Raw genomic sequence first — 24,275 nt, 5'->3', positions numbered from 1 at the left:
AGAAAAATCTGCCGCAGTTTCGGCTGAGGTTATCAGCTAACTATTTCTACATTCACTTTTTTATTCTCACGAGTAGCTGCGGCCTTGACAACAGTACGTAAAGCTTTCGCAATACGTCCTGATTTGCCAATTACCTTGCCCATATCCTCGTCAGCTACATGAAGTTCGAAGAGGACGATACCCTCATCCTGCTTCTCCTTTACTACAACCTGATCAGGATTGTCTACCAGAGACCTCGCGATAATCTCAACGATCTCTTTCATGCTATGCCTCTTTCTTAGTCTTTAGCATGCTTAGCTGCATCAAACTTAGCCATGATGCCCTGCTTGGAGAACAAAGAACGAACTGTATCAGTAGGCTGTGCACCCTTGGACATCCACTCCAGTGCCTTCTCCTCGTCGATGTTAACTACTGCAGGCTCCTTAGTGGAGTCGTAGTTGCCAACTACCTCGATGAAACGGCCATCGCGTGGTGCACGGGAATCAGCTACAACAATACGATAGAAAGGGCTCTTCTTAGCACCCATACGGTTCAAACGAATCTTTACTGCCATGTGAAAATTCACCTCCTTAGATATGGTATATCTAAACTCTATTTTATAGAAGATATACTTTCTTATATAATCAATGCATAAATGGTAATTTCATGCCGCCGAAAAGACCGCCTTTTTTGCCATTTTGCATTTTCTTCATACGTTTTACCATCTTCTGCATTTCGTCAAACTGCTTAAGAAGCTTGTTGACATCCTGCACCCTGGTGCCGCTGCCCTTGGCTATACGCTTGCGGCGGCTGCCATTGATGATCTTGGTTTTGGCTCGCTCCTCTGGAGTCATAGCCAGTATAATGGCTTCAATCTGACGCATTTCCTTGCCATTCAGATCTATATCCTTATCCTTCAGTGCATCCTTGACCTGACTGCCTAAACCAGGAATCATGCCCAGAATCTGCTCAAAGGATCCTAGCTTGCGAACCTGCTTCATCTGCTTCAGGAAATCATCCAAAGTGAATTCATCCTTACGCAGCTTCTGCTTAAGCTCCTCAGCCTCTTTAAGGTCAAAGGCATCCTGAGCCTTCTCAATCAGGGAAAGCACATCGCCCATGCCCAGAATTCGGGAAGCCATACGGTCTGGATAGAATGGCTGCAACGGCTCCAGCTTCTCACCAACACCGATGAATTTGATTGGACAGCCTGTTACCGCCTTTACGGACAGTGCAGCACCGCCTCTGGAATCACCATCCATCTTGGTGAGAATCAAGCCTGTCAGCTCCAGATCCTTATTGAAGCTCTCAGCCACATTGACTGCATCCTGACCAGTCATAGCATCTACAACCAGCAGAATCTCATGAGGCTTAACCTCCTGCTTAATGTCTTTCAGCTCCTGCATCAGCTCCTCATTAATGTGGAGTCGACCTGCTGTATCAATGATAACAACATCGTTAGCATGAGTAAAGGCATAATTCAAAGAGGATTTTGCAATGGTAACAGCATCGGTTCCCGGCTCCATAGAGAATACCGGAATATCCAACTGCTTACCTATAACCTGCAGCTGAGTAACAGCCGCTGGTCTATATATATCTGCAGCCACCAGCACTGGACGCTTGCCCTGTTTCTTCAGAGCCAGTCCCAGCTTACCAGCAGAGGTGGTTTTACCAGCACCCTGCAGACCTGCCATCATAATAATGGTAGGTGGCTGTGATGACATATTAATCTTACTCTGGGAGCCACCCATTAATTCGGTAAGCTCCTCATTTACTATCTTGATGACAACCTGTGCCGGAGTCAATGCCTCCATTACATCCTGTCCGATAGCTCTTTCGGTTACCCGCTTGACAAAGTCCTTAACTACCTTGAAGTTTACGTCTGCCTCTAAAAGAGCCATCCGTACTTCCTTCATAGCAGACTTTACATCGTCCTCTGTCAGCTTGCCATGTCCCCGAAGCTTTTTAAATGTTTCCTGCAGACGATCTGCCAAACCTTCAAAAATCAAATCTATTCCTCCTGGCCAGCTTCTCCGGTATATGGTGCAAGCTTTTGCAATATACCAGCTATCTGCTGTTGGGTTCCCTCTGTCTCCAGAGAAGAAAGCTCATCATAAATTTCTGTCAGTTCATGACGCTGTCTGGCAATTCTCTGAGCCAGCCCTAGCTTTGTTTCATACTCAGCCATGATCTGCTCCGAGCGATGCAGTATATCATATACTGCCTGTCGTGATACCTGTAGGCTCTCTCCTATCTCTGACATGGAGAAATCCTCCAGTAGATGCATCTCTAAGCAACGCTGCTGCTTGTCTGTCAGCAATGGCCCATATATATCATATAGCTGCGCCAGATACAATCTCTGTTCCAGCATATAACCACCTGCTTTCAAGACACACCTTTATCCGACCATAGTTATTATAACTAGCTGTAACTATGTTGTCAAGTATTTTTCCTTGTCAGCACATAATTATTTAGGAATCACGATTTTCTGCAGCTCTTGACACTCTCCATGCCTCAAGGCAGAGGATTCTGCATTTCCAAGACTTTTCTTAAAATATTCCTTGCGGCGTTTACATCCCTGCCATAGTGGGTATAAGAAAAGCTGGTTATTACAATAACCAGCTTTTCTTATGATATATCATTTGAGATATTTTGCGCAAATTAGATAGCTCTCTCAACCTTGCCAGAACGCAGGCAACGGGTGCAAACATTAACGCGCTTAACTTCGCCCTCAACATTGGCGCGAACGCGCTGGATGTTTGGCTTCCAAGAACGCTTAGTCTTCAGATGAGAATGGCTGACATTGTTACCGCTCAGCTCGCCCTTACCGCATACTTCACATACACTTGCCATGTAACACACCTCCTTGTAGTATCTATGAGTGTGTACGCTCTTCACACACAATATGAATATTATAACACACGCTCATTATCAATTGCAACAATCCAAATAAAAATTACCCAGTGAACTGATAACATCTATTTACACATTGCGTTAGTCATTATAGCAGAAAAAAATATTCTTGTAAAGTATTTTTACTTTACAGAGTCGGCTAATTTTAAAAGATGCTCTAATTCTGCCTTGGTAAAGTTATATTTCGCTCCGCAGAACTGACAGCAAACCTCTGCCTGACCATCCTCTATCAAAGACAGCATATCATCTCTATTGAGATTTAGCAGTACATCCTCCAGGCGTTCCTTGGAGCACTGGCATTTGAAGCCCAACTCTGTTGTAGTAAGGAACTCCATCTGGAAGCCTGTCATAATTTCCTCTATAATTTCCTTGGGGCCTTTGCCCTCGGCAATCATGGTGGTTACTGGACGCAGATTTTTAAGATTTTCTTCCAATTTGGTAATAATCTCCTCGTCTGCATCTGGCATAGGCTGAATCATAAAGCCACCTGCAGCCTTGGCTGTGTAATCAGTATCCACCAAAACACCTAAACCTATACTGGAAGGAGTCTGCTCAGAAACATAGAGATAGTTGGTTAAATCCTCAGCGATTTCACCGCTAACAATCTCACTGCTGCCTCGCATTGGCTCTCTCAGACCAGTAAATCTGGTAACAGTTACCAAGCCCTGACCTACACCGCCGCCTACATCCAGCTTGCCCTGAGCATTCAGAGGCAGCTCCACATGAGGATTGGCTACATAGCCCCGGACATAGCCTTCTGGTACAGCATCTGCTGTTATATTGGCCAAGGGGCCATTACCTCTGATGTTTATGGTAATAGCTTCCTTGTTTTTCAAATTAGCTGCCATAAGCAGGGCACCAGTCATGGTTCTACCCAAGGCTGCTGCTGCTACTGGATAGCAATCATGGCGCTTGATGGCTTCATTAACCAGATCCGTAGTAACTGCCGCATAGACACGAACGCCCTTGGTTATAGCTTTTACTAATGTATCAGACATATTTTCACTTCCTAACTAAATTTCAAAATTTTAAGGGCTGCCCACCAATGGTGGATAGCCCCTAAACTCAGAATTTAAACTCAGCCAATACCTCAGCAGTATTGACATCATACACCTTAATATCAACATCAGAAATCACTGCACAGGTCTGGCGCCCATCTTCTCGCTTGGAAAGGGACGGAGAGCCGGGATTCAGGAACACAGTATTGCCCCTTTTCTCCAGCACTGTATAATGCACATGACCGCTGATAAAAATATCCGCCTTAATGGCAGCAGCCATAGCCTCCTTTGCCTCGTCAGACTCTACCATATGACCATGAGTAGCCACAATATGACGCCCATCCGCAAAGGCATGGACATAAGGGGACTGAATAGGTGTATTCAGCACCAGCTGATCCACCTCTGAATCACAATTTCCCTTGCAAATCAGCACCGGCTGACTACAGCCATTGATTTTTTCTGCCAGCTCCGCTGGATTATAATCCTCCAGCATAGGATTCCGAGGCCCATGATAAAGCACATCTCCAGAATGAATAATCAAATCCGCATCCTTGAAAAACTTGTCATAGGCCTTGGCCCAATGGTCACGGCAGCCATGAGTGTCACTAATTACACCGATTTTCATATAGCCTGCCGCCTCCTATCAAATCTGGCGCAGCAGATTGGCCATTTCAATGGCAGTCATAGCACCATCAGCACCCTTGTTGCCAGCCTTGGTACCAGAACGCTCAATAGCCTGATCCAAATTCTCAGTGGTTACTACACTAAAGGCAACAGGTACACCGGTAGCCATGCTAGCCTGAGCAATACCCTTGGCAGCCTCATTGCAAACATAATCATAATGAGTGGTAGAGCCACGGATAACAGTACCCAAAGCAATAATAGCATCATATTTGCCAGACTCAGCCATCTTCTTGGATACCAATGGCAGCTCAAAGGCACCAGGTACCCAAGCTACAGTAATATCATCCTCGTTGGCACCATGACGATGCAGGGTGTCCAGTGCCCCCCCCAGCAGCTTAGATGTAAAGAACTCATTAAAACGGGATACTACAATACCAAAACGCATACCCTGGGCATTCAGCATGCCCTCCAAAACCTTTACCTCTTTCATGAAAAATCCTCCTTAATATTCAACAGCTTAGCCCAGAATGTGTCCCATCTTGGCACTTTTTACCTTCATATAATTCCTATCATATTCATTTACTGGCATAACCAAAGGCACCCGCTCAGTAATGCTAAGGCCGTAGCCCTCCAAACCAGCTCTCTTGGCAGGATTGTTAGTCATAAGACGAATGCTGCTGAGACCCAAGTCAGACAAAATCTGAGCACCAATGCCATAATCCCGCTCATCAGGAGCAAAGCCCAGCAATACATTAGCCTCTACAGTATCCTTGCCCTGATCCTGCAGCTCGTAGGCACGCATCTTGTTGGCCAGACCAATACCTCTGCCCTCCTGACGCATATAAAGAACCACACCGCAGCCCTCAGCCTCAATCTTTTTCAGGGCAGTAGCCAGCTGCTCACCGCAGTCACAGCGCATGGAGCCCAAAGCATCACCAGTCAGGCACTCGGAATGCACTCTTACCAGCACGTCCTTCTTGCCTCGAACATCACCCTTCATAATAGCCAAATGACACTTGCCATCCAGCTTGCTTTCATAAGCATGGATTCTAAAGTGACCATATTTGCTTGGCAGATCTGCCTCGGCAATCTTCTCCACAAAGCACTCAGTTTTCTTGCGATACTCAATAAGGGACTTAACGGTAATAATCTTCAAGCCATGCTTATCTGCGAACTCCATCAGCTTTGGTGTACGCATCATATGGCCATCATCATCCATAATCTCACAGCACCAGCCAGCAGGAATCAGGCCAGCCAAGCGAGCCAGGTCAGTGGTGGTTTCAGTATGGCCTGCACGGCGCAATACACCACCTGGAACAGAGCGCAGAGGGAATACATGGCCTGGACGGCGGAAATCCTCTGGTCTTGCCTCTGGATCTATAATCTTCTTAACGGTTTCCCATCTCTCATAGGCAGAAATACCAGTGGTGGTGCTAACTGCATCTACAGAAACAGTAAAAGCTGTTTCGTGATTATCAGTATTATTGGTAACCATCTGGCCAATCTTTAATCTATCCAGAATATACCCCTCTACTGGAGTACAAATCAGGCCCTTGGCATAAGTTGCCATAAAATTAACATGGTCAGCAGTACACTTCTCTGCCGCTACAATAATATCGCCCTCGTTTTCACGATCCTCATCATCCACTACAATAATCATATTGCCGTTTCTGATTTCGTCAATTGCTTCCTCTACTGTTGCAAATTTTGCCATATCTATGCTCCTTTATCTCTAACCCTTTATAGGGCATGCTTTTTAAAATCCGTTTTCCTTAAGAAAATCCATGGTAATACTGGACTGGGCAGCTACATTCACAGACTCATCAGCAGGCTGTAGCAGCTTGGCCACATATTTGCCCACCACATCATTTTCAATATTAATGAGAGAACCCTCTCCCTTGGCAGATAGATTTGTTACCTGCCTAGTATGGGGTATCAGGGATACTGTAAAATCCCTAGTACCAACCTGAGCCACTGTTAGGCTGATACCATCCAAAGCCACAGAGCCCTTTTCCACAATATACCGCAGAATAGCACCATCAGTCTGTATCTTCATAAGGATAGCGTTTTTGTCCTCCTTAAGAGAAACGATCCGCCCAGTGCCATCAATATGACCACTGACAATATGGCCCCCCAGACGACTGCTTAAGGTTAAGGCCCGCTCCAGATTTACTGGACTGCCCAGCTTCAACTCCCCCAAGGAGGTTCGCTTAATGGTTTCAGGCATAACATCTGCCTGAAAGCTATGGCTGTTAAAGCCTGTTACCGTAAGACAAATGCCATTGACAGCAATACTATCTCCCAGCTTAACATCCTCCAATACCTTGGTAGCCTGAATCTGGAGAGTTCCATTGCCTATGGCTTTCACCTGGCCCACTTCTTCAACAATTCCTGTAAACATAGCATACCCCTTTATTCACATTCCGGTCTACGAACCCTGCCAGTAATCATCACATCATTGTCCAGCAAACTGGTCTGGATATTCTCCAGCTCCACAGCCTGAGCCAGCTGAGCGAAGCCCTCTCCCTCTACTGGAGTCAAGGCCTGACTGCCACCTATAAGCTTGGGAGCCACAAAGGCATATACTCTGTCCACCAAGCCAGCTTCCAGCAAGGAGAAATTCACCCTGCCGCCGCCCTCCACCAATATGGAGGTAATGCGCATAGCCCCTAACTGGTTCATCAGCTCCACCACATCAACCTTATCAGTTCCTGCCACTAGAACCTCCAAGCCTGCTGCCTCCAAAGCAGCCTTACGGGTAGCAGGAGCCTGGGCCGATACAGCCACAATGGTTCTAGCTGCGCCATCTGTAGCCAGCTTGCTATCCAGTGGCAATCTGGCCTGACTATCCAAGACAATCCTTACAGGATTCTGTCCCTGATACTCCCGCAACCTGGTGGTCAGGCTGGGATTGTCCTGCAATACAGTATTAATCCCAACCAGAATACCATCATAAATATCCCGGAGACGGTGTCCCTGGTAACGGGATTTTTCATTGGTTATCCACTGAGATTCTCCCCCAGCAGTAGCAATCTTTCCATCCAGAGACATGGCAGTTTTCAGTGCCACAAAGGGCTTGCCTGTGGTTATCCACTTCAGGAAAACCTCATTCAGCTCATAGGCCTCCTTTTTCAGTACTCCTGTAACAACTTCTACGCCAGCTTCCCGAAGAATCTGAATGCCCTTGCCTGCTACTTTAGGATTGGGATCTGTCATAGCTATAACTACCCGGCTTACCCCAGCCTCCACCAGTGCTTTGGCGCAAGGACCTGTTCTGCCGTAATGAGCACAAGGCTCTAACGACACATACACTGTAGCCCCCTTAGCCAGCTCACCAGCCATATTCAGAGCATGAACCTCTGCATGAGGAGTACCAGCCTGTCGATGCCAGCCCTCAGCCACAATCCGTCCCTCTTTGACTACCACAGCTCCCACCAAGGGATTAGGGGAGGTACGGCCTGTAGCATTTCTGGCCAGCTCAATGGCCCGCCTCATCATTTGCTCATCAAAATCTTCTTGCATCCTATCACCTCTGATACATAATATCTGAAGTACAGAAGCAGCCTATGTATACTGCTGATTACCTTTCGGTTCTTGCAAATAAAAAAAGCCGTCAGGAAATAATCCTCAACAGCCATTGACAACACATAAAAAGATGCACACAACATGTCTTTTCTCATCCAGACTATACTGTCGGCTTCGGAATCTCACCGAATCCTGCCTATCCGCTGCAGAATTACTCTGCCTCATCAGGCTCGCGGGCTATACCGCCGGTAGGGAATCTCACCCTGCCCCAAAGACTGTCTCTGTATTTCTGAATTTATTGTAGCATAAAGACAGGTTATCTGCAACATATTTTCTCTAAATTAGCTTTTAGAAAACAGAAATTCCTTAACACTTTTGTTTGCGGAACACTTTACAAACAAACATTTATGTGGTACAATTATTTCAACTAACGGGAATCTGCTTATTCTACAATAATATTGAAAGGATGTATTAATATGGGACGTAAGCGTTGCGCTGACAAAAGAATGGAACAAATCTACAAGGTTATTAAGGAACAGTTGATGAAGAAGGGTTATCCACCTTCTGTACGCGAGATTGGTAAAGAAGTAGGCCTGAAATCCAGCTCTACTGTACACGGCTATCTGAATCAGCTGGAGGCTGCCGGCCTTATCCGCAGGGATCCAACCAAGCCTCGTGCTATTGATCTGCTGGAGGACAAGCCTTGGGAGCGTACTGTAAACGTACCTTTGGTAGGCACTGTTACTGCAGGTGTTCCTATTCTGGCACAGGAGAATATTGAGGATACCTTTGCTTTCCCTACTCATCTGATGGGTACTTCCAGCGAATGCTTCATGCTAAAGGTTGCTGGCGAAAGCATGATTAAGGCAGGCATCTACGATGGCGACTATCTGATGGTTCGTCAGCAGAACACTGCCGAGGACAGCGATATTGTTGTAGCCCTGGTAGATGGCGAAGGCGCTACTGTAAAGCGCTTCTTCAAGGAAGCAGATTGCATCCGCCTCCAGCCTGAGAATGATTCTATGGAGCCTTTCTATGAGAAGGACGTAACCATTCTGGGCAAGGTTATCGGCATGTATCGCCAGATGTAATTATTAACAGAACATGATTTGATACTCCTCTATATGATGATTTGCACTAGAAAGCATACTGTTATCGTATGGGGGAGTATTTTCTTACAAATTCTACAGAAAGCAAAACTTGTCCATTGATGAGGCTGTTCACAAATCTGTCCATTATTGTTTGGAACATGATGTCATGACAGAATATCTGAAAAACCACCAAGAGGAGGTCATTGATATGTTTGGATTTGAATGGAATGAACAAGAAGCCCGGGAAGCTCTACTCAAAGCTGGCGAAGCTCGCGGGGAAGCTCGCGGTGAAGCTCGTGGTAAATTTGCTGGCAAACTAGAAGCAATAAAAAGCCTTATGAAAAGTACCAATTGGTCTGCTGAAGCTGCTATGAAGGCGCTAGGCATTGCCCCATCAGAGTATCAGAAATACCTTATGATGCTATAAACAAAAAACCTACAAAAATGCACAATTTATAGCCCCCTAGAGGGCAATCACTATCTCCAGCGATTGCCCATATAGGGGGCTTTTTATCAATTATCATTTTTATATAATTTTAGTATTTATACCAAGATTTTTTGTTTTTCTCTACACGTTTGGCCAGAACTATAGACTGCTTCAACAAGCTGCGCAGCATTTCCAAATTTTCCTCATTCTCATCCTGCTCCCCTAGTTGGCGCAGTTCCTGATTGATATTCTGCTGGCTCCTATGTGCAGCTGCCTCAGTCTGATGCGAGACACCATCACCTGCATTGGTACCCCCAGAGTCGCACTCCTCAGATTTTCCACCAATATTATTGGCCCCCTTGCCATTGTACAAGCCCAAGACAATATTCCGCAGCTGCTCAGATAAGTACCAGGTACGACTCTTGCAATCAACCTGAGCAGAATCAAATTCCCCCTGGTCCCTGCCCAAAAGATAATCCAAGGACACCCCATAAAAATCAGCAAAATCCAACAAAGCCCCCAACTCCGGTGAACGCTTATCATGCTCTATTAGGGACATAGCTGCGGTTGTATATTTTCTATTATATTTTTCATTGTAAAGTCTGCACAGCTGCTCCTGTGACAAACCACGCTGCAGCCGCAGCTCCCTAAATCTAGTCATAATTTATTCGCTTTCCCTATTTTATGCCAATACCTAATAACATATTGATTCTAAAATTCCTTCTCAGCACATATTAGAGCACTTTTGATAACATCATCCATGTCATAATATTTATACTCTGCCAAGCGACCACCAAAAATAACATTACTTTCCTGCTTTGCCCGTGCAGCATATTTTTCATATAGCTGTTGATTTTTATCGTTATTTACAGGGTAATAAGCCTCTTCTCCTGGATGCCAATCTGCTGGATATTCTTTGGTTATGTAAGTTACAGGTTGTGTCCCAAATTCAAAATGCTTATGTTCTATAATACGCGTATAGGGAATCTCGCGCTGAGTATAATTCATAACAGCCACCCCCTGATGATTAAGTTCCTCCAGGCGTTCAGTTTCAAAACGCAAGCCACGATACTCCAACCGCCCAAGACTATAAGCAAAATACGCATCTATAGGACCAGTATAAACTACCTTAGCTGCTAACTTCCTATATTCTGCAGAATTATCATTATAATCAATTCCCAGACGAACCTCAATGCCTTCCAGCAGTGCATCAATCAATTTGTTGTACCCACCAATAGGTATTCCTTGATATTTATCATTAAAATAATTATTATCAAAGGTATAGCGCACCGGCAATCTCTTGATAATGAAGGCTGGCAGTTCTGTACAGCTACACCCCCATTGTTTTTCGGTATATCCTTTTATCAATTTGGTATAAATATCAGTTCCCACCAATGAGATAGCCTGCTCCTCCAGATTCTGAGGTGTTCCCTGAATCACTGTCCGCTGCTGTGCAATACGATTGGCAGCCTCCTGTGGTGTCACTACGCCCCATAATTTTGTAAAGGTATTCATATTAAAAGGAAGATTATATAGCTCCCCTTTGTAATTAGCTACAGGAGAATTAACATAATTATTAAACTCCACAAACTGATTCACATATTCCCACACATCTTTATAAGATGTATGAAAAATATGAGCGCCATATTTGTGTATGTTAATCCCATCAAGCTCCTCACAATATATATTGCCTCCAACATGATTACGACGCTCCAACATTAATACTGATTTACCGTTTTTACGCGCCTCATGAGCAAAAACCGCCCCAAACAAACCACTGCCTACTACCAGGTAATCGTACATTAAGTACTCCCCCTTATGTTCAAATATTAATTTACACATTCATTCAATCAGTGAACTGATATCTTTGCTATTTGACAGACCTTAGTTACCAGAATATCTAAATTTATGTCTATTATTTTTATAATATTCAAGCATTACAGCATTTTGTGGTCCATAAGACAAATGCCCAACAATAGTGTTTTCATCAACTACAATTGCTCGCGCAGAGAACATGCACCAATGACATATTGCCTCCTCATCTGCACCAAGGCCAATACTGTTATCAACAGGAAAATGTCCCATTTCTTCCCATGCTTTTCTTGTGAATAATATTGCTCCTATGCTAAATCGTGTATTACATAAACTATATGAATCTGCCTCAGAATTAAATTTTTCAGCTACAGCATCCAAATCATTCAACTCTGGACAATCCTCTCCCCACATAAATTTGGCGGCATTACCATTTTTCCATATATCCATATGATGATGAATTCCATCTGTGTGCATACATTCGTTAAAATACTTTTCCCAATGTCCTATCAAGTTTAATTTTTCTAATACTCTTACATAACTATAACCATTTACATTAATCAGCGGACACACAAAACCAATTTCATAATAGGTAGGGTTACTGATCGTCATTCTTCTTTTTAGATTTTCAAAAAAATACTTTGTAACAAAAATATCTTCATCTAATTTGAAAATATATCGAGCTGCCTTATGTAAATCAATAGCAATATTCTGTACATCGCTTATTTGATTTTTCTTGGTAGCTAAATAAGACCAACCATTTTGTTTGCATATTTCTAAAAGTCTTTCATCTTTTTTACCACTAGAACACACGCATATATCCATATTCTCATAGACATATGCTTTTATTCTATCAAATACATCATCCCAAAGATCAGATTTATAACCGGCCAAAACTATACACATATCTTCATAATCATGACTATTATCTAAGAAAAAATAATCTTTTCTCTTTTCTGAATGTATATATTCCTTTGTATGATACTCTCTTAAAAATGATTTTATCCCTTTACCAATCGCCCTAGTAATGCGATATCTTTTTAAATATCCCTTTATGGATAAAATCCTATCTGTCTGTGAAAGACTATTTCCTAACATTACTCCTGTCAACTCCTCAATTTGCTAAATCTCATAATTGTTTACTTCTAATTCGTAATATACGTTTTATCTACATAGCAATTCGATGTTATAAAATCAAGATATATTCAATATTTTGCACTCTATACCAATTGCTTCAAATTTTCTCTTTAATCTCTTTATATCATCATCTAAAGGACCATGATATGTTCCAAATTCCATACCCAAATTTTTATATTTTTCTCTAGACAGATCGTGTATGGAAAAAATTTCTAGTTGAGCAACGGAATACCTTTGCAAAAATTCTAATACTAGATGTTATCAAGTACATAATTAAATTTATTTGCTACTATCCTTCCCTTGATTTTTTCATTTCTATACAATTCGCGAATAAAAAATACTCGGCGTCCATAGGCAGAATGCATAACACATTTCTTTATCAAATGCTTCAAACTCATAATCTCTCACGAACCTTTCCCATTATTTTATTCAGGAATCCCATGAAAAAATCATCCCTAAATAACATCAAAAACCCACTATAAACAATGACAGATAATCCCACTAAAGCAACTGTATATATTACTGTTTGTTCATAATAAATACTTGATACCATCATTAAAGAGGCAAACATCAGCAAACTACACAATAAATAGCATTTTGACAATTGCAAGACCTTACTCAAAGAAAAATACGCCCTCACAAAATAAAATTGCACTAGAGCAATAGCAGTTTCGGCAGCAACAGAAGCTATAGCTGCACCTGTTGACTCCATACTAGGAATTAATATCATATTCAAGCAAAAATTGATTATTGCGCCTAACAGCACAGTTAAGGTAAGTGTATTTTGTTTATTAACAGATATTAGGTATTGCACACCAGTTACATTATTGATACCGATAGCTAATAATAAACCACTAAAAATCTTCACCAGCAGACCGACCTTCTCATATCCTGGGCCAAAAAACCACGGCACTGCTGTATCTATCAATCCTATCGTAACAAACATTATAGGCAAACCAATCATCCATACAAAACGATAGGAACGCATAATATAATGCTTAATTGCTTCCTTGTCATTATGAGCATAAGCAGCAGCTATCCTCGGCATCATAACAGGTCCCAAGGAAGTAACCAGCATCAATAACATTTTGCTAATCTTTTCTGCTTGTTCATAAAAACCATTCTCAAGATTTGAAGCTGTCAGAACACCAATCATGGTCTTATCAAATACTGTATATATCTGAATAGCCATCTGAGGCAAAAAAAATTGGATTATAATCTTGAAATTTCTAAATATGTTTATATCGGATTTTGCCACACATATCAAATACCTAGGCAGATACAACCATATAGACAATCCTCCTAAAACATTCATAATGGACATCAAACTTATATACAGTAGTAAATCAGTTTCACTGTGGATAAACAAAAATATACCTACAATATTAAAAATACGTATAATAAAATTGCGAAAAACTATCTTACCAAACTCTTCCAAGCCTTGAAAAAACCAACTAATATCAAAAAGCACTGCCAATATATTCAATGCTTGCACCCAGTAAATGATTGGATGCTCATGTACAAAATGAGCCAGAAGTACATAATAACTAAACAAACTAACTGTAACTGTCAGCAGCCTAATGCCAAAAACTTCGTAAAAAATTCTGCTCTGTATATACTGATTCTCCTGATGATAGGCTATTTCTCGTTGGGCATAACTAGCAACCCCCAAAGATGCCAGCAATATAAAATAGGAAACTATAGATGTAGTGTAACTGTAGATTCCTATCCCCTCTGCCCCTAAAACTCGAGAAATATATGGGGTAGTAATAAATGGCGTAAACAAAGTCAGTAACTGATAGCTTAAGTTATATATGTAATTTTTTTGAATACTCTTTTTCATATAGCTTCTTTCACATTCATTATATATTGATCATCAATAATGCTCTAACAATATCATATTCAATACCTTGTCTGTCTGTCTGTCTGTCTGTCTGTCTGTCTGTCTGTCTGTCTGTCTGTCTGTCTGTCTGTCTGAGACATTATAACGTCTTGCATCTTCATTCACTAATATTTTCCTTCCTAATAGCAAATTTTATAATTACTATATCAGCACAGCATCATCTGCAACTTTTTGATTTTTTACCATACACATACATGACAAATGAAATAAAAACCACAAATGTTATATTAAGATGCGGTGCTATGGTAAATGATAACATTATCAAATACACTATCATAAACCATAAAGCTTTATATTCTTTCATTTTTTTCAAATAAAGCAAAATGTATATTGAAGATATAATATACGGTGCTGCTAAATAAATGCCTCCCTGCACTAATACCCAAAAAATAGAGTTGCTAAACCCTGTCTGCTCACCGCGCCAAAAATCCATATGCTGTTGTAAAGGATAGGTATTACCAGCTCCCCATCCAAATATTGGGTGTTCTATCCAGGTATTATAACCTACTATAAAATCATCCACCCTCAATAAAAGTGACATTGTATCCTGTTTATCTGCCAAAACATATATACCAGCCCCAGCAATAACTACAATGGCAATTGGCAACACCACAAATTTGATAAATTTCAAAATTGAAGTATGAACTGGATATATAATCAACTTAAACAACACTAAAGACAATAATACCAAATACCCCGTTGTTGAAACTGTTGATAATATCGCTAGGACGAATATTACAACAAAAGGCATATATGGTCTTTGTTGTAGAAGATACTCTACCATCAAGGCTATGCAAAAATTCAGTGATGCCATTGGCCCTTCTGTAAAAATGGCTGTATTTCTAATCAATCCTGCATTGCCAAAACTATCTGTCATCTGCGTTTCAAAATATATTCCATAATAGCTATTGCATACCTTTATTGAGTTTTCATTAGCTGCCCATGTAGAATATAAATATCCTGTATGCTCTATAATTCCCAAAACTGAACCAAATAACCAAAAGAATAACGATTCACATGCTATAAAAATCATTATATTCTTATATGCCATTAGTAATGAATGTTCGTTGTCCTTACATATAACAAAATATATGATTAACACGGCCACTCTAAGCAACCACTGAATATTAACATTGATATTGTATGGATTTACAGCGTAAAGAATCAGAACAAAAATGCCTACACATATGCACAATTTTAATGTGCTCATTAATATCTTTTTAGATAACATTCTCTGATTTATTACTAATACAGACATACAGATATAAGAAGACACTAATATTGCATAATCTGGAATTTTGCCAGCAGAATAATCTTTAATATACAATGAATTTGCATTTAGAATAATTAGCAATGCAAATATATAAAGCCATATACTTTTATTAAATATCACTTTACAAATGTCATTCACGGCAACCACCACTAAATTATTTATTTTACGGCTTCCAACCTGGTTTATACACATCATTCATGCCCATATTACCTAATACACCATCTTTAATGGCTGTTAACCGTAATTTTACTTCTGTAAAACTTTTGCCTTTTATGGGGCATAAAATAGATTTTAAAACTTGCAATAAAATAACAAAAGAAAATTGCAATTTACAATGCCTTTTGAAAAATATAGTTTTATTTCTATAACTATAATAGGATTTCCAATTTAAATTTTTATTTTCTTCTGATACATCATGATAGATTTTATACTTTGGCAAACATACAAACAAACCATATTTATGCATCCTATAAGAATGCTCTGTATCATCATTCCAAATGAAAAATTCTTTGCACACTAATCCTGATTTATGCAATATATCTTTTTTTATTAATATTCCTACATATGAAACAAAATCTGGATAAAAAACATCTCTTTCATAATCTTCAGCTTGCACATACTTATGATAATTCCAATGCCATTTATCAACCCAATAAGTTCTATGAATATTTTCTATTTTATGTGATTCTACTACCCTGCCACAAACAATCGATATATTACTACTATGATTAACGCTTTTTATATATTTTCTCATCCCCAACAAATAATCTTCAGCAGGATATGCATCATCATCCGCTATCATTACCCAATCTATATCCGACAATTGCATAGCATATTTTTCGCCTTCATAAAAACCGCCAGCTCCACCTACATTTTTTTTCAAACTAATGATATGTTTTTTTATTTCAGTCTTTTGATTTTTCCATTCTGATAAATATATATCTGTCCCATCAGTAGAATTATTGTCTACAACTATAATATATTTAGGTAATAAAAGCTGCTTTTCATAATGTGTCAATGCTATTTTCAATTTTTCTAATCTATTATATGTTACTATAACAACAGCTACATTAAACATTTTCACTATCACTCACAATCAAATTCTTTTTTTTCAACCAAGGATAAATAACTTTAATAGCATTTTTGACAGTAATATCATCTATACACTTATATATTCCTTTTTCTTTCACTAACAAGTCGCACTCATGCTTCTTGGGATTACTATTACCGTATGCACATAGGACACACTCTGGTTTTGCAGCACGAATATCTATAGGAACTGCATCCTCTTCATCATGTTTCACATATGGTAAAAACCTTCCATAATTCCAATATCCAGCTATCACAAATGCCTGCACACCTAATGCATATGATAAGTGTATATATCCACTATCATTTCCAATCACAAATTTGGCATTACCAAGCAGTGCAATCCACTCCTTAAAAGATGTTTCTCCTGTCAGATTTATTACTCTTTCATTATTTTTTAACATATCAAAGAGCTTGCCATTATTTTCTTTATCATCTTCACTGCCAGTTAAAACAATATCTACTTTGGTATGGGAAATTACATAATTTAACAATTCATAATATTTATCTATTTCCCAAGCCCTATAATCATATGTGTGTCCTTTAGCTATTCCAGCACTTACACAACAATACATATTAGATAAATTGCTACTTTTAGACGGAATAATTTTATATCTATTAAATACCCATTTACTTTCGCTAGCTTCGCTAATAACAGCTTCTCTAATAATAGCCTCAGCAATAACAGTTCTATTCACCAATTTTCTACTATCATCTTGAAAACTTAATTTTCTAAAATTGGGCAATAAAGGCTCTAATAATCTATCAAGAAAAGGCAATTCGTATCGTATTTCACTAGATATTATTCTACCGTATGACAAACCCATCAATAGCAATTTTAAATAATTTCCTAGATGGTCTGCAGATATAATCAAATCCCAAAATTGAAAATTTAACTTACTAAAATTGTTTTTATAAACAGCACAGTCATATTTATGTGCTGAATTAAAATTCATTTTTATTATGTGAAATCCGAATGTAGCATTGCAACTCATCAGAAACCTGCTTGTTGATTCATCAACTGCTAAATACACATCATAGCCATTACTCTCATTCAGATACCTGGATAAGTTATACAAACTATCTAGGAGCAAAACAACATCCCCAATACCTGGAGGTTCTATAAGTATTAAAATTTTCTTGTTTTTATGCTTCTTATCATAACTTTTTCCAATATGTTTTGTTAAATAATTTTTTATTCCTAACAATACAATGAGACATTTATCTATTTTTACCATTATATTTCCTTTTTTATAAAACCCTATTTTCTAAGATTTAGTTTACATCCAAACATTTAAAACTTTCTATTAGTCCATCCTTGATTTGATATGAACAATTCCATCCCAACCTCTTCAATTTCTTCCCACACATAATTTGTTTACTTATTGATGTTTGACCTATATATTTGTTATCTACTAATTCAAAATTTAATTTTACATTGCCAATTTTTGCAATGATTTTTGCCATATCAACTATGGATATAGCTTTATTTTCATCTGCAATATTATATGCTTCCCCATTTTTTCCTTTTTCTAAGGCTATCAAAATACCATTACATGCATCCAATACATAAGTATATGAACGTATTGTTTTTCCATTACTTTTCAATATTAGGTTCTTTCCACTCTTACTCAACCTTATAAACTCTGACACCACCCTGTTGTCTTCATTTGTAAACGATGGTCCATATACATGACTAAGGCGAACTACCACAGTATCAACATCATATTCTTCACCATATGATACACATAATGTTTCCGCTGCTTTTTTTGAATTTGGATAGCATGATCTTAATTCCATGCTATTAATATATCCATAATCATCTTCACACTTTACATCACAATCACATTCACCATATACCTCGCCAGACGAAACAAACAGTAATTTCCCATTTTCTTTAATTGCTAAATCCAATAAATTTTTAGTCCCAATAATATTTGCTAACATAGTTTCTACAGGATAACGCTTAAAAACAGCTGGATATGCATTGCTAGCGGCATGCACTATATAATCTACACCTAAGATATTTTCCTTTAGTGGCTGCATTATATCTTGCTCTATAAATGTAAAATCGCTATGCTTATACCATTCATAATCTAATAATTTATCTGCTTTGTTTTTACTCCTACCAATACCTATAATCCTTAAGTGTAAATTGTATTTTTGATTTGCCAATAAAAGCATATCTGCTAATGCGGAACCAATCATACCCGTTACGCCTGTTATTAACAAAGATTTGTTTATTAGCCATGACATATTTAAATTTTCAACATATTTTAATACGTGTTGCTTATAATATTCGTTTTTTTTCATTTTCCCCTCTATTATCTTATAATTATTTAGTCCTTAAAATAGCTTTAAACATATCTAAATCATCCATCGTCGTAATTTTAAAATTTTTCTCAGAACCATGTGAAAAATATACTTTCATCCCCAAATCAATTGCCATCGTACATGAAGCCACTGTATTTTTAATTCCTCTACTCGACGCTTGTTTATGCATATCTATTAATGTTCCCAATGGAAATGCATGGGGGGTTTGCGTTTTTTTCAAATCCTCTCGATCTACTTGTTCTAATGCATATGTACCATCAATTGTATTCTTCCTTAACATTGCTTCTACACATTGTGTTACAGCAACTGCATTTCCATAATTTTCACAAACTGATATACTATCTGATATTACATCTGCTGATACCATCGGTCTATTTCCATCATGCACCAATACAATATCTTCTTTGTTATATCTCATTGAAATATCTTTTAGTCCATAAAAAATAGATTCTTGCCCATTGGTACCACCTGATACAACACCATCTAATTTATCAATACCAAATTGCCTGCAATATGCTCGCAATATATCATGCCACCCCTCCAAACATACTACCTCAATGGCATCAATATTTGGGTGTTTCTGAAATGCTTCTAATGTATAAATTATGATAGGTTTATCATTTACATTTAAAAACTGTTTAGGTATCTCCTGATGCATACGACTTCCAACACCTGCTGCTGTAATCAAGGCTATTTTTTTCATGTGATATCCTCCTAGTGCAGTAATTGTACAAGCATAATAACATATTTATTTGCCCAAACTGTCTTTTCTTCTAAAATTAACTATTAAAATTATATTCTTCTGATAATTTTTCATCTTTTTCTTATCATCTAATAACCATTTTTTCTACATCAGATGGTGGAACAGGTATCATGAAATTTGAATCGTATGCAGATGTAAGTATTTCCTTATATCCTTAATGTATCATTACATTTGTATCTTCAAATGTAACCCTTATGTAATCAACAATGGCCTTGTTAGATATTAATGCGCAATATTGATCATTAGCTGATGTAATAGTAATAACATTCCCATATTTCTTGACGGTATCAATACAGCGACTTATCAAATCTCCATTAATCAGCGGACGCACACCATCATGAATCAAAACTATATCATTCAGTCTGGCAGCAATATCCCATGCATGATTGATTCCTGGCCTGTACTACCCCCAGGAACTATAGATACCAATTTATCAATATGATATTTATCAGTTACCTTATGCGCATAGTCAATCCATGATTTTATGTACACCAATACAATCTTGTCTATGTCCTTATGTTCTTGAAAATGTTGCAAGGTATATATAAGTACTGGCTTACCATGCATTTTTCAAAAACTGCTTGGTTTTTTGCACGTGTATTCATACGCTTACCTGCTCCACCAGCAAATATAACCGCTATATTCATATTACCTCACCAGTTCCTCATTTCTTTATGTACATATGCAAATATATCTGCCATTCTAACGGGAGTCATATAATTATCACCATATGATGACCTTAATATTTCATCGTATCCTGAATGTACCATAAACTTGGTGTCCTCGAATGGAACCATTTCATAATCATCTAAAGCTTCTACTGATATTTTTAAACCAATAGCTCTATACTGATCATTAGACCGTATCATATACTTTTTACTACCAGTAAAAGCATTTATTGCAAACCAATTTTTCCATCTCAATTTTGTACTATGCGGAAATAATTTACCTAATAAATAAACTATATATATTAAATAATATCTTAAACCTTTATATTCACCAACCCTTGTAAATTTTATAAGTTGAGGTGTTTTGGCAAAACAAATAAAAAAAGCTAATCCTATTTTTTTCAGTACGGATGCCATCTTATTTTCTGAAATGTAATCATAAATAAAAATATCCAGCCAAACAGATTCTTGTCTATTATTTTTACATCTTATTTGCGTTGGCAAAGCACTTGTTGTATCAAAAACCATATCAATATATTCTTGATTATTAGAGAATATTTGCTTTAATTTATTGTAATTTTCTCTAGTAACAGTTAAATCAGCATCATCATCCCAAGGAATAAACCCTTTATCTCGAATAGCCCCCAGCAAAGTACCACCATGCAATGAATATTTAATATTATTATCAACACATAATTTATGAAACTTTTTTAACAGAATTAATATATCCTGATGAATTTCCTCCATACCTGCTTCTGATGGCATTTTATATAACACACTCCTATCATTTGCCCATAATTTTTCGCCTTAAAAATATTCCGCCTTTTTTTATCCAATTCTGTGGCTCTAAAAATGCTACATTTTGCTCATAATATTCATACTGCTTAGTTTCAAGCCACACATCTAATAACAATTCACTTATGTAACCATAGATTCTAGCTTCTATAACGTTATAATTGGTTATATCAGTCCTGTTTTCAAGTTCCTGCAATACATCAAACAACCAAGTACAATATTCATTAAGGTAATCTTTGCGCATAACAAACATATTAAACATATGTGCCCAAGTACGTTTCATCACTTTAGTAAAAGCATTAATATATTGCGGGTATTTTTCCTGTATTATTTTTTCAGTTGTATCAATATCCTTAGCATAATGTGAATGATTATAATGACTGCGATTTGTTTCAATATAATATTTTCGCTTATCAGGTACGATTATTGGATGCTTTTCCAAAAGTTTTTCCCATTCATTACGAGATAATATGACTTGCTTCTTTTTTTCACAATTTATGGGATTAGCACGTGTAAAATAACGCCGATAGTGACAAAGGCCTATATAGTCCGCAGAAATATTTTTCCATGCCCAATAAAGTCCAGTAAGTTCACAATAATTGGCATTTTTAGTACTGATATTGTCACCAGTGTTATCACCAATAAAACCGATGTCTTCCTTTCCTTCTTTGCCAACATGAACTGGCAAATAAACATTATCTGTTGGCATCCAATAACTTTTATGCGTAGCTACCAATATCTTTATATCCAAAGTATCCTTTACCCCTATCTAAAAAAGAATTAATACATTTTCCTATACAATGTAATTCCATAACCTATTGACACCATTACACCCAAAATAAAACCTACTGGAATAAAGATTTTCTTTCTTGGCCAGGTTGGCTTATCTTCTCTAGGCAGATTAGCTGGATCTACAATCTGTATATCCATGCTCTCCATAGTCTGCTGGATTTTGGCCTGCTCTATCTGCTTAGTTAGATTGTTATATATCTCTTGCTTGATAGTGGCTTCTCTATATAACTTTTGATATTCAAGAATATCATCTGCCATGCCAGCCATATCTTCATCAGACTTGTTTTGCAAGGCCTGTACTTGTGACTCTGATGCCTGAGCAACTGCCAATGCTGTAGCAGCTTGGTATCTAGCTAGCTGTAACTCCGCCTGAGTCTCACTAATAGCAACGGCCTTGGAAGCAACAGCTTTCTGTACCTCGCTATTCAACTGCTGATTCAGTTTTTCCAGCTCTGCCAAGGCATTAACAACGGCAGGATGCTTATCCTGATACAGAATCCTCAGCTTAACCAGTTCGGTTTCTTTTTCTACAATGGTATTGTGGATTTTCTGCACTGATGGATTATCTGTCATAGCGTATTCCAATGCATCACTGTTCTGCTCCCCTAGCTGAGCTGAAATACTGGACAAACTTGCCTGCCGAGCCATCTTCTGAACAGCCAATTCTCCTAGTGTTTTCTCATATGCTGCGGATTTTTCCAGCTGAGCCTTGGTCTGCTCCCCGGGGCTATAGATTTTGTGCTCCTTGCTGAAGTTCTCCAAGGCCTGAGCAGATTCATCCGCTTCCTTTTTCGCTACATCAATGCGTTCATCCAGAAAAGACACTACCAAGGATTTATTTTCTTTGTTCAAGCTGGTCATTAACTGCAAAAAGTTATTAACAACATTTTCTGCTATATATTGTGCTTCTTCTGGAGTCCGCCCCTTGGCTTCAAGGGTAATAAGCTGAGTTTGCTTGGTATTGGCAATAGTTAGATATTTCTTGGCAAATTTTTCTGCCTCTGGTCTATCCTCCTCTGGCTCATCATCAAAAACCTGTGCAATAATTGGATCCAATACTACACGAGTTTTCATGAGTTCTATATAAGTCATAGCCTTGTTGCCACCGCCAAGACTGCCACCTGTCAAGGCTGCCATAGCAGCAGCGGCACCACCAATATCCACACCACTGCTAGAGGTCTGAACTGTAACCTGGGATGTATATTCCTTAGGCCATATCAGCGAAATTATCAATGCCAATATGGTAAATCCAATCACAATACCACTGCATACCCGTCTTTTCGCCCACATCAAACTCCAAACCTTGGTCAAATCTATATTTTCTTCCCGCTCTATTTGATTCATTTCCTACTCCTAAAATTAATCTATAATTGACTTGTAAGTTGCCCAGATATTAATATATGGTGCAATATCTTCACTGAATACCACCTTGCCGGAATCTGGTACATAGACAATGTCTCCATCCTCCAACTGGATATTCTGGCTTAAATCATGCTTCTTGACAAAGGCATCTATATTGATTTCCCGATAATACAGCACCCCGTCTATCTGCCGTATCAGCTGGATATGCTTGGAACGACCTCGCTTATCTACACCACCGGCACTGGAAACTGCCGCGTAGACATTCATATTATCTACATTCATTTCCTTGATACCCGGCTTCTCTACGTTGCCCATAACGTAAACCTTGCGGGCACCATAATTCTTAAGGCTGATATTCAGCTCTGGTAATTTGAAATAAGGGCTTAACTTGGCATATATCAAATCTCTAGCCTCATCCAGAGTAAGACCTACCAACTTTATATTGCCTGCATAAGGCAAACGAGCCATACCGTCCACTCCTACAGTAATATCATCTACGCCAATACCATTGGAATAGCCTATGGCCATGATATTTATGGTATCGTATTTTGCTAGGCGATATTCCCCTAAAATACGATCTGGTCGCAGCTGAGCCACTTTGAAAACCGTATTGTCATTGCTTTCAATTGCTGTGATGCTAGGGGCTTCCTCAGCCTGCACCCCAGGAATGTTGCCTCCTGCCAAAGCTATATTCATGCCCAGCAAGATACCTGCTGTCAATGTTGTTATTTTTTTCATAAACTCTCCCTCAATATGCTCCTTTGCCAAAAAGTACAATTTGCGCTGTTTT

Annotated in this window: 27 protein-coding genes and 1 riboswitch; of the genes, 2 read left to right on the top strand and 25 right to left on the bottom strand. The window is 38.7% G+C overall.

Features of this window, described 5'->3' with window-relative positions; all coding sequences use genetic code 11:
- Window positions 1-32 precede the first annotated feature (32 nt).
- The 11 genes from I6E26_RS05190 to ribD form a co-directional block, all read right to left on the bottom strand.
- On the bottom strand, window positions 33-263 hold the full coding sequence (locus I6E26_RS05190; protein WP_235320801.1) for a KH domain-containing protein: 231 nt from the start codon (window positions 261-263) through the stop codon (window positions 33-35).
- A gap of 14 nt (window positions 264-277) precedes the next feature.
- Window positions 278-553, bottom strand: coding sequence for a 30S ribosomal protein S16 (gene rpsP / locus I6E26_RS05185; RefSeq protein WP_235320800.1), 276 nt, complete (start codon window positions 551-553; stop codon window positions 278-280).
- Between the two features lie 70 nt (window positions 554-623).
- The gene (gene ffh, locus I6E26_RS05180) at window positions 624-1,988 is read right to left on the bottom strand and encodes a signal recognition particle protein (protein ID WP_235320799.1); all 1,365 of its coding nucleotides are present in this window, start codon (window positions 1,986-1,988) and stop codon (window positions 624-626) included.
- A 2-nt stretch (window positions 1,989-1,990) separates the two neighbouring features.
- Window positions 1,991-2,350, bottom strand: coding sequence for a YlxM family DNA-binding protein (gene ylxM / locus I6E26_RS05175; protein WP_235320798.1), 360 nt, complete (start codon window positions 2,348-2,350; stop codon window positions 1,991-1,993).
- Window positions 2,351-2,640: 290 nt separating this feature from the next.
- Entirely contained in the window at window positions 2,641-2,832 is a 192-nt protein-coding gene (gene rpmB / locus I6E26_RS05170) for a 50S ribosomal protein L28 (RefSeq protein WP_235320797.1), read from the bottom strand.
- Window positions 2,833-3,014: 182 nt separating this feature from the next.
- Window positions 3,015-3,890 carry an Hsp33 family molecular chaperone HslO gene (gene hslO / locus I6E26_RS05165; protein WP_235320796.1) on the bottom strand — a complete coding sequence of 292 codons (876 nt, stop codon included), beginning with the start codon at window positions 3,888-3,890 and terminating at the stop codon, window positions 3,015-3,017.
- A gap of 67 nt (window positions 3,891-3,957) precedes the next feature.
- On the bottom strand, window positions 3,958-4,515 hold the full coding sequence (gene yfcE, locus I6E26_RS05160) for a phosphodiesterase (protein WP_235320795.1): 558 nt from the start codon (window positions 4,513-4,515) through the stop codon (window positions 3,958-3,960).
- Between the two features lie 18 nt (window positions 4,516-4,533).
- The gene (ribH, locus tag I6E26_RS05155) at window positions 4,534-5,004 is read right to left on the bottom strand and encodes a 6,7-dimethyl-8-ribityllumazine synthase (protein WP_235320794.1); all 471 of its coding nucleotides are present in this window, start codon (window positions 5,002-5,004) and stop codon (window positions 4,534-4,536) included.
- Between the two features lie 27 nt (window positions 5,005-5,031).
- Window positions 5,032-6,228 (bottom strand): bifunctional 3,4-dihydroxy-2-butanone-4-phosphate synthase/GTP cyclohydrolase II, encoded by a 1,197-nt coding sequence (locus I6E26_RS05150; RefSeq protein ID WP_235320793.1) that lies wholly within the window; start codon window positions 6,226-6,228, stop codon window positions 5,032-5,034.
- A 42-nt stretch (window positions 6,229-6,270) separates the two neighbouring features.
- Window positions 6,271-6,915 carry a riboflavin synthase gene (locus I6E26_RS05145; protein ID WP_235320792.1) on the bottom strand — a complete coding sequence of 215 codons (645 nt, stop codon included), beginning with the start codon at window positions 6,913-6,915 and terminating at the stop codon, window positions 6,271-6,273.
- An 11-nt stretch (window positions 6,916-6,926) separates the two neighbouring features.
- Window positions 6,927-8,036, bottom strand: coding sequence for a bifunctional diaminohydroxyphosphoribosylaminopyrimidine deaminase/5-amino-6-(5-phosphoribosylamino)uracil reductase RibD (gene ribD, locus I6E26_RS05140; protein ID WP_235320791.1), 1,110 nt, complete (start codon window positions 8,034-8,036; stop codon window positions 6,927-6,929).
- 142 nt (window positions 8,037-8,178) lie between these two features.
- Window positions 8,179-8,319, bottom strand: a riboswitch (FMN riboswitch).
- Window positions 8,320-8,515: 196 nt separating this feature from the next.
- Here ribD and lexA point away from each other — a divergent pair.
- Together lexA and I6E26_RS05130 are read left to right on the top strand one after the other, a co-directional pair.
- On the top strand, window positions 8,516-9,130 hold the full coding sequence (lexA, locus tag I6E26_RS05135) for a transcriptional repressor LexA (protein ID WP_235320790.1): 615 nt from the start codon (window positions 8,516-8,518) through the stop codon (window positions 9,128-9,130).
- Window positions 9,131-9,338: 208 nt separating this feature from the next.
- Window positions 9,339-9,557 (top strand): hypothetical protein, encoded by a 219-nt coding sequence (locus tag I6E26_RS05130; RefSeq protein WP_235320789.1) that lies wholly within the window; start codon window positions 9,339-9,341, stop codon window positions 9,555-9,557.
- A gap of 109 nt (window positions 9,558-9,666) precedes the next feature.
- Here I6E26_RS05130 and I6E26_RS05125 read toward each other — a convergent pair whose 3' ends face one another.
- The 14 genes from I6E26_RS05125 to I6E26_RS05065 all read right to left on the bottom strand — a co-directional run.
- A complete protein-coding gene (locus I6E26_RS05125; protein WP_235320788.1) occupies window positions 9,667-10,218 on the bottom strand; it encodes a helix-turn-helix domain-containing protein in 552 nt (183 codons plus the stop codon).
- Window positions 10,219-10,268: 50 nt separating this feature from the next.
- Window positions 10,269-11,360 carry a UDP-galactopyranose mutase gene (glf, locus tag I6E26_RS05120; protein ID WP_235320787.1) on the bottom strand — a complete coding sequence of 364 codons (1,092 nt, stop codon included), beginning with the start codon at window positions 11,358-11,360 and terminating at the stop codon, window positions 10,269-10,271.
- A gap of 81 nt (window positions 11,361-11,441) precedes the next feature.
- Window positions 11,442-12,467 (bottom strand): hypothetical protein, encoded by a 1,026-nt coding sequence (locus I6E26_RS05115; RefSeq protein ID WP_235320786.1) that lies wholly within the window; start codon window positions 12,465-12,467, stop codon window positions 11,442-11,444.
- 433 nt (window positions 12,468-12,900) lie between these two features.
- Entirely contained in the window at window positions 12,901-14,349 is a 1,449-nt protein-coding gene (locus I6E26_RS05110; protein WP_235320785.1) for a flippase, read from the bottom strand.
- A 217-nt stretch (window positions 14,350-14,566) separates the two neighbouring features.
- On the bottom strand, window positions 14,567-15,820 hold the full coding sequence (locus tag I6E26_RS11310; RefSeq protein ID WP_235320784.1) for an O-antigen ligase family protein: 1,254 nt from the start codon (window positions 15,818-15,820) through the stop codon (window positions 14,567-14,569).
- Between the two features lie 25 nt (window positions 15,821-15,845).
- Window positions 15,846-16,760, bottom strand: coding sequence for a glycosyltransferase (locus I6E26_RS05100; RefSeq protein ID WP_235320783.1), 915 nt, complete (start codon window positions 16,758-16,760; stop codon window positions 15,846-15,848).
- The gene (locus I6E26_RS05095) at window positions 16,753-18,009 is read right to left on the bottom strand and encodes a glycosyltransferase family 9 protein (RefSeq protein WP_235320782.1); all 1,257 of its coding nucleotides are present in this window, start codon (window positions 18,007-18,009) and stop codon (window positions 16,753-16,755) included. The genes I6E26_RS05100 and I6E26_RS05095 overlap by 8 nt, the downstream gene beginning before the upstream one ends.
- A 37-nt stretch (window positions 18,010-18,046) precedes the next feature.
- Window positions 18,047-19,084 (bottom strand): NAD-dependent epimerase/dehydratase family protein, encoded by a 1,038-nt coding sequence (locus I6E26_RS05090; RefSeq protein WP_235320781.1) that lies wholly within the window; start codon window positions 19,082-19,084, stop codon window positions 18,047-18,049.
- Between the two features lie 22 nt (window positions 19,085-19,106).
- Window positions 19,107-19,808 (bottom strand): IspD/TarI family cytidylyltransferase, encoded by a 702-nt coding sequence (locus I6E26_RS05085; protein WP_235320780.1) that lies wholly within the window; start codon window positions 19,806-19,808, stop codon window positions 19,107-19,109.
- A 417-nt stretch (window positions 19,809-20,225) separates the two neighbouring features.
- Window positions 20,226-20,435, bottom strand: coding sequence for an IspD/TarI family cytidylyltransferase (locus tag I6E26_RS11370; RefSeq protein ID WP_419179907.1), 210 nt, complete (start codon window positions 20,433-20,435; stop codon window positions 20,226-20,228).
- An 86-nt stretch (window positions 20,436-20,521) separates the two neighbouring features.
- Window positions 20,522-21,301 carry a LicD family protein gene (locus I6E26_RS05080; protein ID WP_235320779.1) on the bottom strand — a complete coding sequence of 260 codons (780 nt, stop codon included), beginning with the start codon at window positions 21,299-21,301 and terminating at the stop codon, window positions 20,522-20,524.
- 19 nt (window positions 21,302-21,320) lie between these two features.
- Window positions 21,321-22,082, bottom strand: a complete 762-nt coding sequence (locus I6E26_RS05075; protein WP_235320778.1) for a DUF4422 domain-containing protein — start codon at window positions 22,080-22,082, stop codon at window positions 21,321-21,323.
- Window positions 22,083-22,111: 29 nt separating this feature from the next.
- On the bottom strand, window positions 22,112-23,467 hold the full coding sequence (locus I6E26_RS05070) for a GumC family protein (RefSeq protein WP_235320777.1): 1,356 nt from the start codon (window positions 23,465-23,467) through the stop codon (window positions 22,112-22,114).
- Between the two features lie 15 nt (window positions 23,468-23,482).
- The coding region (locus I6E26_RS05065; RefSeq protein ID WP_328227994.1) for a polysaccharide biosynthesis/export family protein at window positions 23,483-24,275 on the bottom strand (793 nt) is incomplete at its 5' end.

Source organism: Anaerovibrio lipolyticus (assembly GCF_021531495.1).
Lineage (GTDB): Bacteria > Bacillota > Negativicutes > Selenomonadales > Selenomonadaceae > Anaerovibrio.
The sequence above is the reverse complement of the archived record's forward strand: the minus strand, read 5'-3'. Positions and strand labels throughout refer to the sequence as shown.